We start from the raw sequence: 11,812 nt of genomic DNA, 5'->3' as shown, positions 1-11,812 counted from the left end.
GTGAGTTCTAGAGTCCTCTGCATGTCCCGTCACACTCCCAATCATCCGGTGGACGTGGAGAGCCTGTTTCCTGAGTTGCTCCCCTTCCGCCGTCAGTCCGTCCGCCTGCATCCGCGTCCCGGTTCTCCGACCTGCAAGGACAGTTCTGTTGGAGGTCCTTTGCTGTGGCCTGCCGGGGAGGCGTGGCCGGTGTGCCGGGAAGAGCACTACGGCATGGGCACTGCGAGTCGGCTGGAGCCCCCTGTGCCCCTGGTTCCCATCGTCCAGGTCCATCGTGTCGACGCGCCCGGCGTGCCCTTTCCCGAAGGCACGGACCTGCTCCAGGTCTTGTGGTGCCCTTACGGCCACGGCGAGTTCTGTTATCCCTTGCCCCAGGTCTACTGGCGGGACGCCGGTGCCGTCGGCGACGTACTGCCAACCCCGGGACCGGCGGCTGGGCTGTCCGAGGATTGGTACCCGGCTCCCTGTGTGGTTCACCCCGAGCAAGTGACCGAGTTCCCGAGCTGGGACCTGCCGGACAAGGTCTACGACGCGCTCAGAGGCCGCTTCGACGCACTGCTCACCGAAACCGGGCTGCGGTACTCCTACCACCTCGCGGAGGCCCCAGGGATCAAGCTGGGTGGCTATCCGAGCTGGACTCAGGAACCGGTATGGCCCGACTGTGAAGGGTGCGGCAAGCGGATGGAGCACCTTCTGAGCGTGTCCAGTTGGGAATTCGATGGTGAGTCCTGGCGCACGTGGCTTCCCGAGGAGGACCGAGCCGACGAGAACGAACCGAGCGGCCGGCGATGGAAGGACGACGCCCACAATCCCGCCGGACTGTGCCTCGGTGACGCCGGAGGCGTCTACATCTTCGAGTGCCGTACCTGCCCTGAGCGCCCCATCGGGCACTGGTTCGACTGCTCGTGACTTCCGGGTGCCGGCACACCTGCTCTTCACGCGCCGCGGCCAAATCGGCACTGACCGGTGGTCGGTTCGTGGGGTGGCAGCGCTACAGGCGGCCGAGTTGCCAGCGTAGCGTTCAGTTCCCGGCCGACCGGCCGGCCAGTTCGAGCGCGAGCTCGACGTGCCCGGCCTCGAGGAGCCCGCCGATGAACAGCGCCCGGATGCCGCGCAGCAGGGCGTCCGGGTCCACCAGTTCCGGGGCGGCCAGGCTGTGCAGCAGGTAGCCGTGGATCAGGGCGAGGAAGGCCCCGGTATCGGCGTCGTCGGCACCCGCGGCGGCGGTGGCTCCGGCGACGACGGAACGGCCGACTTCGAGCGCCTCGACGACGACCTGCCGGAACTCGGGAGCGCGCGCCGCGTGCAGCAGCGCCTCGAAGAAGGCCATGGCCTCGGTCCAGGGGGCCGTCGCGGCGGCGGCGAACGCCTCGGCGATCTCGCCGGGGCTGCTGCCCTGCTGCTTGAGACTTGCGGAGAGGTCGTTCATCCTCACCGCGTCCTCGGCGACCCGGCTGCGCAGCGCCTCGACGGCAAGGTCATTGATCGAGTCGAAGAAGTAGCCGACGGTCGCCAGCGGCAGCCCCGCCTTCTCCGTCACCGCGCGGTGAGTGACCCCGGCCACGCCCTTCTCAGCGGTCACATCGACGGCAGCCTGCAGCAGCGCCGCCCGTCGCTGCTGGGCACTGGCTCCATGACGTCGCTTCATGGCGCAATCCTAAAGTCTGCAAGGTCTTCTAGACTTCTGGTCCGGGGCCCCCTACGGTGACGCCATGAGCCGGCCCACTCGCGTTCACGCGTTCACCGACGACGCCCTCGCCGACCACGATGCCGTCGCGCTCGCGTCCCTCATCCGCAGCGGCGAACTCAGCGCGAAGGAGGTCGAGGCCGCGGCGGTGGCCAGGATCGAGCGCGTGGACCCGTCCCTGAACGCGGTCGCGTTCACGGCCTACGACGCCCCACGACGGTCCTCGACGCCCGAGGCCCTCCTCTATGGCGTACCGACGCTCGTCAAGGACAACACCGACGTCGCCGGCATGCCGACCAACCACGGGACCGACGCCTACCGGGCCCGGCCCGCCTCCCGAAACGGCCGCTACGCCGAGCAGTTCCTCGGCACCGGGCTGACCGTGCTGGGCAAGAGTCGCATGCCGGAGTTCGGCCTCAACGCGTCCAGCGAGTTCCACAGCGCACCGCCCGTCTGCAACCCCTGGGACACCGCCCGTTCCGTCGGCGCGTCCTCCGGCGGGGCCGCGGCGCTGGTCGCCGCCGGCGCACTCCCGATAGCCCATGCCAACGACGGCGGAGGTTCCATCCGCATCCCCGCCGCGGCCGCCGGGCTGATCGGCCTCAAGCCCAGCCGCGGCCGGCACATCGACGGTGAGATGGGCCGGGCGATGCCGATCAACATCATCTCCGAGGGCGTCCTGACCCGCACGGTCCGCGACACCGCCGCCTATCTCGCCGCCGCAGAGGACCACTGGCGCAATCCGCGACTCGCCCCCATCGGTCTGGTGCAGGGACCGGCCCGCAGACGCCTGCGTGTCGGTCTGGTACTCGAGTCCGTCACCGACACGGTCACGGACGAGGAGACCCGGGCCGCCGTCGAGCACACAGCCCGTCTCCTGGAGGAACAGGGTCATATCGTCGAGCCGATCCCGATCCCGGCCGCCACCGACTTCGGTACGGACTTCGTCACCTACTGGGCACTGTTGGCCGCCATGATCGGAGGGCTGGGCAAGTTCGCCTTCGACCGTTCTTTCGACGCCACCCGGCTCGACGGGCTCACGTCGGGGCTGCGCCGCCAGTTCACCCAGGGCGGATGGGCGCGAGTCCCCGGCGCCCTGCGGCGGCTGCGCCGCACGACCAGGATCTACACGGAGGCGTTCGAGCGCCACGAGCTCATCCTGTCTCCTGTACTGGCGCATGTGACCCCACCCCTGGGTCACCTCGACCCGGCCGTCCCGTTCGACGAGCTCATGGACCGGCTGCAGCGCTATGTGGCCTTCACCCCTCTGAACAACATCACCGGCGCACCGGCGATCTCGCTGCCCATGGCCGTGGCCCGCGAGGGCGTCCCCATCGGCGTCCACCTCTCCGCCGCCCACGGGGACGAACGCACGCTCCTGGAGGTGGCGTTCGCCCTGGAGGAGCAGACGACCTGGCCCTGCCTCCGGACGTTCGCGGCCGACGGCGGCCACGCGGGCGGTCCGGCCACCGGCGCATGATGCCGACGTCGCCATCACACGGGCAGACACAGGCGTCATCGCTCATTCGAAGCCTGGCGGGCCGACAGCCCGTCCGGCCCGACTCGGCGTGGCTTCGCATGGCGCCGGATTTCCCGTTCGACGTGTAGAACTCCGTCAGGTCTTTCGGATGGTCATGGCCAGGAGAGCGGCCGCAAGGCAGGTCACGCTCAGGCTGACCCACACCACGTCGTGGGCGCCGAACAGATCGCGGGCAGGGGCGCCGAGGAACGCCGAGGCACCGGCACCGAGTTGGTGAGCGGCATAGGCCCACCCGAAGACGATGGGGCCGTCATCCCCATAGGCGCCGCTGACTGAGCGCGATGACCGGGGGGAACTGTCGCCACATCGACGAGGCCGTAGACGACCGCGAAGGCGATCAAGGACGGGCTTGTTGTCGAGGCAAGGACCAGCGGCAGCGCGAGGAGCGTGACTGCGCGGACGGTGAAGCAGACGGCGAGCTGACGGCGCGGGTCGAGTCGGTCGGTGAGCCAGCCCGAGGCGACCGCGCCCAAGGACGAGAAGACACCGACCAGGGACAGTAAAGACGCTGCGGCGGTCGCGTGCATAGCGCCGCTTGCCGACGCGTTTGCCCGTGTCCGCCGCGGTACGCGCGTGGCCTCGATCTGCACGGGCGCCTTCGTCCTCGCCTCCGCCGGTCTGCTGGACGGGCAGGTCGCGACCACGCACTGGCGGTTCGCTGAGCAGTTCGCGACGCTGTTCCCGCAAGTCGAACTCGACCCGGATGTGTTGTACACCGACAGTGGGGATGTCCTGACGTCGGCCGGGTGCGCTTCCGGGATCGACCTGTGTCTCCACATGATCCGGCGCGACTTCGGCATGGCCGTCGCCAACGACGTCGCTCGCCGCACCGTCGTCGTGCCGCACAGGGATGGTGGGCAGGTGCAGTACGTCCGCCGCCCGGTACCGGAACCGTCGTCACCCTCCACCGCCGCCGCACGTGGCTGGGCACTTCAGAGGCTGCACGAACCCATCACCCTGGGCCAGATGGCGGCCCAGGAGGCCATGAGCGTAGGGCACTTCAACCGACGCTTCCGTGAGGAAGCCGGCACCACCCCGATGAACTGGCTGCTCCAGCAACGCGTCGAACGCGCTCGAGAGCTGCTGGAGGAGTCGGACCTGCCGGTGGAAAAGGTGGCCGAACGGGCCGGGCTCGGCACAGCCGCCAACCTCCGCCAGCACTTCCAGGCCGTACTGGGCACCTCGCCCAGCGCCTACCGCTCCACCTTTCGCGGACCGGGCGCCGCGACATGACGACCGGGGCGGCCAGGAACAACCCCCATCAGACGCTGCACCTGGCAGGCTTTGGCGCTTCGACCTGCGGCCCCGTGGGTGACGCGCCCCGCGGGAGCAGCGGAGCGCTCAGGACACCTCAACGGATGCGGATGCCAACGGTGTTAATGTGGCGGCATGCAGTTCTGCCAAGCGCCAATCCACTTCATGAGACTGCGCCGCGCCTAGCGGCGGGCCTTTCCTCACGCGTCTTGCGCTCCGCGCGTCCTCGCTCTATCGCATGGATGCGCGCGCTCTCGCTTTCGTTCAGGCCCTGGGGCGCCAGATGCATGTGCAGCAGCGTCGGCGGCAGGAATGGGCGCGTACGGCCAGTGCCAGCAGAAAGAAGCTCCTGCCGAGGGTGAACGGCCTGCCCAGGTAGGCGATGCCGCCCAGCTGCCCGCGGTCATCAGGGCGACGAAGAACAGGGAGTGTGTGGCATGACGGTGCCCACCGGAGATCAATCTCTGCCCACCGGGGCACGACTTCCATGCGTGGGGCACCATCGTGGCACTGGCCGGACCCGGTACCGCGGCCATCGCCAAGTTCATTCCCTCCGCGCCCGACTGGCTCCCCTACGCGATCGGCCTGGGCTGCCTGGCCCACCTGCTCGGCGACTCGATCGCCAGGCAGGGCGCGCCCTGGCTGTGGCCGCACAAGACCCGATACGAGATCGTGCTGATCAAAAGCAGCGGCAACAAGCTGGAGACCGAAATACTCACACCGTTGATGGGTGCCGGGACCATTACGCTGCTGTGGCTGACAGTCCTGGCACCGAATCCCCTCCACTGACGACGGCCGAAGCCCTTCGGGCCGCGTCAGTCAGTGGCGGAAGCACGGCTCGGGCTCCTCGTACAGCGCGGTGACCGCCGAGGAGCCCGCCCGCGGAAGCCGTCTGGCCATAGCCACGAGACAGCGAACCGCAAGGCCGAGTACGACCTGACCCTCATCGCCGTAGCCTGCGGGCCTGGTCGGGCCGCGGTGCCGCTCAGACGTTCACACCGAAGTCCAGCGCGATGCCTCGCAGACCAGAGGCGTAGCCCTGCCCCACCGCACGGAACTTCCATTCACCGGCGTACTGGTAGAGCTCGCCGAAGACCATCGCGGTCTCGGTCGAAGCGTCCTCTGACAGGTCGTAGCGGGCGATCTCCTGGCCGTTCGCCTGGTTCACCACACGGATGAACGCATTGCGCACCTGGCCGAAACTCTGGCCGCGCACTTCAGCCTCGTGGATGGAGACCGGGAACACGATCTTGGCGATCTCAGCCGGTACGGCGGCCAGATTCACCTTGATCGACTCGTCGTCGCCCTCGCCCTCACCCGTCAGGTTGTCCCCGGTGTGCTCCACCGATCCATCGGGGCTCTTGAGGTTGTTGTAGAAGACGAAGTGCTCGTCGGAGACCACCTTCCCCGAGGCGTCGCAGAGCAGGGCGGAGGCGTCCAGGTCATAGTCCACGCCTGTGGTCGTGCGCACATCCCAGCCCAGTCCGACCACCACGGCACTCAACCCCGGCGCCTGCTTGCTCAGCGACACATTGCCGCCCTTACCCAGGGAAACTCCCACGGCTCATCCTCCCGATGGTGGGCTGTCTGTCCGATCAGCGGTTTCAGCGTCGACCATACCTCGCTGGTTACACGCTTGCGCAACCTCTAAAGTATCGGCATGTTCTCCGACGTAGGCCCCATGGAACTCCTCACGCTGGCCATCCTCGTAGTCCTTCTCTTCGGCCCGGACAAGCTGCCGGAGGTGATCCAGAACGTGACCGTCTTCCTGCGCAAGGTGCGGGAGATGTCCAAGAGCGCCGAAGAGGAGGTCCGCGCCGAATTGGGGCCGGAGTTCGAGAACTTCGAGTTCGAGGACCTGCACCCCAAGACATTCGTGCGTAAGCACGTCCTGAACGGCGACGACTTCGGGCTGGACGAGATCCGCTCCGCACTCGACCCGAGAGCGGAGCTGGCGGAGGTCGCGGATGCCGTACGGGAAACAGCCGACGCGACCCGGGCAGGCACGCACGATACGGCGCGCGTATCCCTGACGAAGACCGCGCAGCCAGAGCGGGCAGCAGGCCCGGCGTTCGACCCCGATGCCACCTGAGGCGTCTCACGGGAGCAGGAGCCCGGCTTGCGACCGCAGAGAGACCGGGGCAATCTCTGAACAGTGCGGTTGAGCGCCCCGGCCGTCAGCGAAGGTCGATATCTGGACGTGGAGCGGGGCAGGACGTCGCCGAAGCGCTCCAGACACCAAGACCTCGAACACATGGACAGCACGGCACACCCGTCCGATCGACTGCGCATGCCTAAGCCGCTGGGGTGAACCAGAGTGCACTGTGGTGTACCAGAGGATGCGGGTGGCTATGACAGACGCTGTGCGAACCGTGCAACACACTGATGGTGCAGGATTCGTACACAGTCACCGCCTTCTGACGGTGTGTCTGTCCGTGCCTGACCAGGGAGGTTCCCATGTGGGAAGAGGAAGAGGAAGAAGAGGAGTAGTCAACTCCTTTCTTGTGACGGCCCGCCAACCTCCGGTCGGCGGGCCGCATCGCGTCTCGTGCAAGCTGCTGCTGGGCCGCCTCGGCCTCTATGGAATCCCTCTCCTCCAGAGGTGGCATCAGTGTTCGATACGCATATATGACGGCCCATCACCACAACATGGCCGCACAGTCGCAGTGGGTCCCGTGTCCACGGACTGCCGGGTCGGCTTCGCCGCCCCGCTGGTCCCCCATCGGCTGGCTGTCGGCAGCCGATGGCCGGTGGTCAGGGAGAGTCCCAGGCCAGGCATCGTCGCACCGAAGCTCGGCCAGCCGGCATCGCCAGCTCGTCGACATAGTTGAACTGGACGCGTCTGCAGGGGCGTTGCCAACGGCTGACCTGGAGAGCGGCCTCCGCAGGATCGAGTCGAAAACCACGTCATGGGGTGATGGGGACCGCATGCCCGCTTCCACCAGCAAGGTTGGTGATGAACCCGGGAGTGGCGATGTCGATGGGCTGCCGGAAGGCTTCTGCGGCGGATTCGTGTGCGGCCTTCGGGTCTGTCCCTGGCCACAGATGGGTGAGCATGAGCCTGGCAGCACCTGATCGGCTCGCGTACTGCCCGGCCAGTCGTGCGGTCAGCAGATACAGAGCGTCGGCGATCGGTACCTCGTGGACGTACGTGGCTTCCGACAACAGCAGGTCAGCCCCCTGGGCCAGGCGCAGGATGTCGGGGCTCGGCCCCGTGTCGCCGGTGTAGGCGAGCACGGCTTCCGGCGTGGTCAGTCGGATGCCGGCGTTGGGCACGAAGTGCGGCAAGAGCCACGTGTCGGTTCTGAATGGGCCTATGTCGAACCGGTCGCCGGGGTGGAACTCGTAAAGCCGGTACGCCTCGGCGAGCATGCTCGGTTTGTCGAGCGCGAGAACGGCATCGACCGCTCCGCGGGGTGCATATACCGGCAGTGCCGGCGGTGGCGTGTCACTCAGTCCTCGGGCACGCAGGAGAGGGTTGAGGTCGGCGCAGTGGTCGGGGTGCCCGTGGCTGATCAACACGGCGTCCACGGCATCGACGGTGATGTGGTCAAGCAGTCTTGGCAGCGTTGCGTATCCGGGGTCGATGAGCAGGCGGAAGCCCGCGTACTCGACGAGGTAGCCACTGCATGGCTGGACTGCGGTGGGCCACGCCCCGCAGCCGCCGAGAACGGTCAGTTGCATGTCAAAGGACACTAGCGGCCACTCCGTGGTCGTGGGCAGGCATTTCCATGATCTGGGGCTGGCGCACCGGAGTATTCGTTGGTGACCACCGTGCCGCGCAGTTGCACCTCGCCCGGCTTGGTACAGGTAAATTCTCTGAGCAATACAGGCGGCGGTCTCCCGCAATTCCGCGCAGGAAGGGAACGCACGGCCGGCGGAGGTTACACCGCTGGACGTGTCAAGCGCCGCCCTTTCAAGTAGCTTGGGAAGCTTCGCGACGCGACGTATTTCCGGTATGAAAAGAGGACCTCCGGTCGAGGGGAAAGGGAAAGCGTGCAGGGGTGTGCCACGCTTTCCCTGAAGGCTGAACGTTCGGTGAACGTGTCCGCGGACAGCCGGCGAGGGCCTCCTACGAGCGCGACACCGCTCTTGGTGCTGCGCCGGTCAAGCTGAATCGGATGATGTCGCGAACTTTCTTCTCCAGTTCGGGTTCGTCCGGGGCGGACACGATCGCATGACCGATAAGGCCGTAGGGGCCGGTCGGTGCGTCGGGGGACGAGTCGTAGTGGATCTCGTCGAACTGGAAGGCACGCTCGAAATCCTCCTGGGTCAGGTGTCCGCTGTCGGGGCGCCGCAGGAGGATGCATCCATAGAAACGGTCGGGCGCTCCCTCGCGCCCCATCCGGGTCGGCGGCTCACCGAGCGCCAGGCTGATCTCGGCGTCGAACAGATCGACACCGTACGTCAATTCATGGACCTGCGGGGTAAGCCCACCGGGAATCCGAATGGCGCACTCGCCGAACGTGAGGGCCGTTTCTTCCTCGAAAATTTCCAAGTGGAAGACACAGTCGGGAGCGCCAAGGCTCCCGAGGACCTGGTGGGCGATCGTCTCGGCCTGCTGATACAGCCCCGCGTGGAGCCTTCTGTCCAGCACCCACGTGGCCATGGTCCCGCCCTTCGCGGCATCGACCGGCGCTTCGGGGTAGCGGCCCATCGACGACCACTGGAGCTCACCATCTCTCCAAATGCCGTCGATGTGGACCTCCGGCGCGTCGATGAACGACTCGGCGACGATCTCCACGTCCGACGTCCCCGAGAAGAACGAGAGGGCTCGTTCGTACTCCTCGACGGAACGGATGATGTTCGTGCGCTGGGCGCCGGCCCCGGCCGCCGGCTTGACTACGAAAACCTTTCCCAGATCGTCGACAAGTTCCTGGTAGGAGGTGCCCCTCGGCACATACCGGCAACGCGCTCGCCGGACCTCGGGAGGAAGTCCGCTCTTCTGGAGGTACTTGTCACGGAAGGTCAGAACGGTGCGTGAATCCGCATTCCCAGGAAGGTTCAACTGCTGCCGTAGATAGGCTGCGGTGAACACTCCCATTTCATGGACGGAAAGGACACCGACCACGTCGTCGACCCCCCGGGCGAGCACAGCACGCAGCACTTCCTGGGCATTTTCGAAATCGGTGACCCAGCAAGATTCCCGGTCGTCCGGTGCACCCCTGGGAGCCTGGACCACATAGAAAGGATTCAAGCCTCGACGCCGCAGCGCCTGGTCGAGGTCGCCTCGATATCCGATGACGATCATTCTCGACATTCTCGCCCCCGCATTTGATTTCAGACGATCGATGGACCGGATGAACTCTTTTACCTCGGCCGAGGACGGCACGCTGGCATCTTTCCACAGGAAGCCCACGATGTGGACACACGTAGACGTGATCATTTACCCTGGTGTGGTGACATAAATCACAGCATGGTGATGCGGGTGTGAAATCACGGACAGCGACCCTGCCCATGAATTCCACCATTACCGGCAAACACGGCAAGTGACTGCCAGGGGCAGCCGGTTAACCACCGGTCAGATGCAGGACCAGTGGCCGACCGGGACTTCGTCCACGAGCCGTTCAGGCTGCCCCGCCTTCATGGCCTCGCCACAGCAGGAACACCCAACCGAACGGCATCCGGCCTCTTCCAGGCGGAGATCGTGGACGGCCGACCACGTGACGAAGGGACAGGTGACGTCGGACCATGAACGACCGGAGAACACCGACCGAGAGACCCGCGGCCGATCCTGCCCTCACCTGTCTGGTGACCGGAGCCAGCGGCTACATCGGCGGCCGGTTGGTCCCCGAACTGTTGGACGCCGGACACCGGGTGCGCTGCCTGGCCCGCACGCCCGGCAAGCTGCGCGACCACCCCTGGGCCGATCGAGTGGAGACCGTCTCCGGGGACGTCACCGACGCCCAGTCGGTCGCACGGGCGATGGACGGCGTCGACGTGGCCTACTACCTGGTGCACGCCCTGGGCGCGGGCCGCGGGTTCGAGGAAACCGACCGCAAGGCGGCCCGGGTCTTCGGCGAGCAGGCACACCGGGCCGGGGTCCGCCGAATCGTCTACCTGGGCGGACTCGCACCCGCCGCCGTCGCCGAGGAGAAACTCTCCCCGCATCTGCGCTCCCGGGCCGAGGTCGGCCGCATCCTGCTCGGCTCCGGTGTGCCGACCGCGGTCCTGCGGGCCGCCGTCGTCATCGGCTCCGGCTCCGCGAGCTTCGAGATGCTGCGCTATCTCACCGAGCGGCTGCCCGTGATGGTCACTCCTCGCTGGGTGCACACCCGCATCCAGCCGATCGCGGTCCGCGACGTGCTGCGCACCCTCGTGGGCTGCGCCACCCTGCCACCCGAGGTGAACCGCACCTTCGACATCGGCGGCCCGGAGGTGCTGACGTATGTGCAGATGATGCGTCGCTATGCCGCGGTCGCGGGGCTGCCGCCCCGACTCATCCTGCCCGTGCCCGTTCTCACGCCGAGGCTGTCGAGCTACTGGGTCGGACTGGTGACGCCCGTCCCGCGGCAGATCGCCCGTCCCCTGACGGAGTCGCTGCGGCATGAGGTGGTGTGCCAGGAGAACGACATCGAACGGTACCTGCCGAGCCCGAGCGGCCATCCCCTCGGTTTCGACCACGCGGTCACCGTCGCGCTGCGCCGCGTCCGGGACGCCGAGGTCATGACCCGCTGGTCGTCGGCCTCACTGCCGGGTGCGCCCAGTGACCCGCTGCCCACGGATCCGGACTGGGCCGGCGGCAGTCTGTACACCGACGAGCGGGTACGTGAGGCGGACGTGGCCCCGGACGCCCTGTGGGAGGTGATCGAGGGCATCGGCGGTGAGAACGGCTGGTACTCCTTCCCTCTGGCCTGGGCTGTGCGCGGCTGGCTGGACCGCCTGATCGGCGGGGTCGGCCTGCGCCGGGGACGCCGCGACGCGCGGCGCCTGAGGGTCGGCGACTCCCTGGATTTCTGGCGGGTGGAGGAGATCGAACGGGGTCGGCTGCTGCGGCTGCGTGCCGAGATGCGCCTGCCAGGGCCGGCCTGGCTGGAGATGCGGGTGGACGACAACCAGAAAGCGCCGGTGCGCTATCGGCAACGGGCGCTGTTCCATCCCCGCGGCCTGCTGGGCCACGTCTACTGGTGGAGCGTCTCCCCCTTCCACGCGGTCGTCTTCGGTGGCATGGCCCGCAACATCGTGCGCGCCGCCGCCCGCACGCAAAAGGAGCGCACCGCGAGGCCCGGCTCGGCGTCCGCCCAGGACGACAGCACATCCGAACGTGCGGTTCCGCCGGAGGACACCGCCACCCGCACGACCATGCGCCGACCCCCGGAGAGAAGCTGAAC

10 protein-coding genes and 1 pseudogene are annotated in these 11,812 nt (G+C 67.4%); 6 read left to right on the top strand and 5 right to left on the bottom strand.

The window, feature by feature from the left end; genetic code table 11:
* Positions 1-213: 213 nt before the first annotated feature.
* Positions 214-909 (top strand): DUF1963 domain-containing protein, encoded by a 696-nt coding sequence (locus tag ACWDEX_RS07800; protein WP_450462367.1) that lies wholly within the window; start codon positions 214-216, stop codon positions 907-909.
* Between the two features lie 112 nt (positions 910-1,021).
* On the opposite strand, the gene ACWDEX_RS07795 is transcribed toward ACWDEX_RS07800, so the two are convergent.
* A complete protein-coding gene (locus ACWDEX_RS07795; RefSeq protein ID WP_450462366.1) occupies positions 1,022-1,648 on the bottom strand; it encodes a TetR/AcrR family transcriptional regulator in 627 nt (208 codons plus the stop codon).
* Positions 1,649-1,712: 64 nt separating this feature from the next.
* On the opposite strand from ACWDEX_RS07795, the gene ACWDEX_RS07790 reads away from it, so the two are divergent.
* Entirely contained in the window at positions 1,713-3,167 is a 1,455-nt protein-coding gene (locus ACWDEX_RS07790) for an amidase (protein ID WP_450462365.1), read from the top strand.
* A 135-nt stretch (positions 3,168-3,302) separates the two neighbouring features.
* On the opposite strand, the pseudogene ACWDEX_RS07785 reads toward ACWDEX_RS07790, so the two are convergent.
* A pseudogene (locus ACWDEX_RS07785) lies at positions 3,303-3,754 on the bottom strand (MFS transporter); the annotation flags it as partial.
* On the opposite strand from ACWDEX_RS07785, the gene ACWDEX_RS07780 reads away from it, so the two are divergent.
* Together ACWDEX_RS07780 and ACWDEX_RS07775 are read left to right on the top strand one after the other, a co-directional pair.
* Positions 3,672-4,460 (top strand): helix-turn-helix domain-containing protein, encoded by a 789-nt coding sequence (locus tag ACWDEX_RS07780; protein WP_450462364.1) that lies wholly within the window; start codon positions 3,672-3,674, stop codon positions 4,458-4,460. The pseudogene ACWDEX_RS07785 and the gene ACWDEX_RS07780 sit on opposite strands and share 83 nt — an antisense overlap.
* Positions 4,461-4,985: 525 nt before the next feature.
* Entirely contained in the window at positions 4,986-5,270 is a 285-nt protein-coding gene (locus ACWDEX_RS07775) for a metal-dependent hydrolase (RefSeq protein WP_450462362.1), read from the top strand.
* A 196-nt stretch (positions 5,271-5,466) separates the two neighbouring features.
* On the opposite strand, the gene ACWDEX_RS07770 is transcribed toward ACWDEX_RS07775, so the two are convergent.
* Positions 5,467-6,042 (bottom strand): TerD family protein, encoded by a 576-nt coding sequence (locus ACWDEX_RS07770; RefSeq protein ID WP_450462360.1) that lies wholly within the window; start codon positions 6,040-6,042, stop codon positions 5,467-5,469.
* A 99-nt stretch (positions 6,043-6,141) separates the two neighbouring features.
* Here ACWDEX_RS07770 and ACWDEX_RS07765 point away from each other — a divergent pair, with 99 nt between their 5' ends.
* Entirely contained in the window at positions 6,142-6,573 is a 432-nt protein-coding gene (locus tag ACWDEX_RS07765) for a Sec-independent protein translocase subunit TatB (RefSeq protein ID WP_450462358.1), read from the top strand.
* A gap of 815 nt (positions 6,574-7,388) precedes the next feature.
* Here the strand turns inward: ACWDEX_RS07765 and ACWDEX_RS07760 are convergent.
* A complete protein-coding gene (locus ACWDEX_RS07760) occupies positions 7,389-8,165 on the bottom strand; it encodes an MBL fold metallo-hydrolase (RefSeq protein WP_450462357.1) in 777 nt (258 codons plus the stop codon).
* A 388-nt stretch (positions 8,166-8,553) separates the two neighbouring features.
* Positions 8,554-9,840 carry an ATP-grasp domain-containing protein gene (locus ACWDEX_RS07755; RefSeq protein WP_450462356.1) on the bottom strand — a complete coding sequence of 429 codons (1,287 nt, stop codon included), beginning with the start codon at positions 9,838-9,840 and terminating at the stop codon, positions 8,554-8,556.
* Positions 9,841-10,172: 332 nt separating this feature from the next.
* Here ACWDEX_RS07755 and ACWDEX_RS07750 point away from each other — a divergent pair, with 332 nt between their 5' ends.
* A complete protein-coding gene (locus ACWDEX_RS07750; RefSeq protein WP_450462355.1) occupies positions 10,173-11,810 on the top strand; it encodes an SDR family oxidoreductase in 1,638 nt (545 codons plus the stop codon).
* The last annotated feature ends 2 nt before the right edge of the window (positions 11,811-11,812 follow it).

Source organism: Streptomyces sp. NPDC001020 (assembly GCF_053599115.1).
Note: the sequence above shows the minus strand (reverse complement) of the source record. Positions and strands in the feature narration are given on the sequence as shown.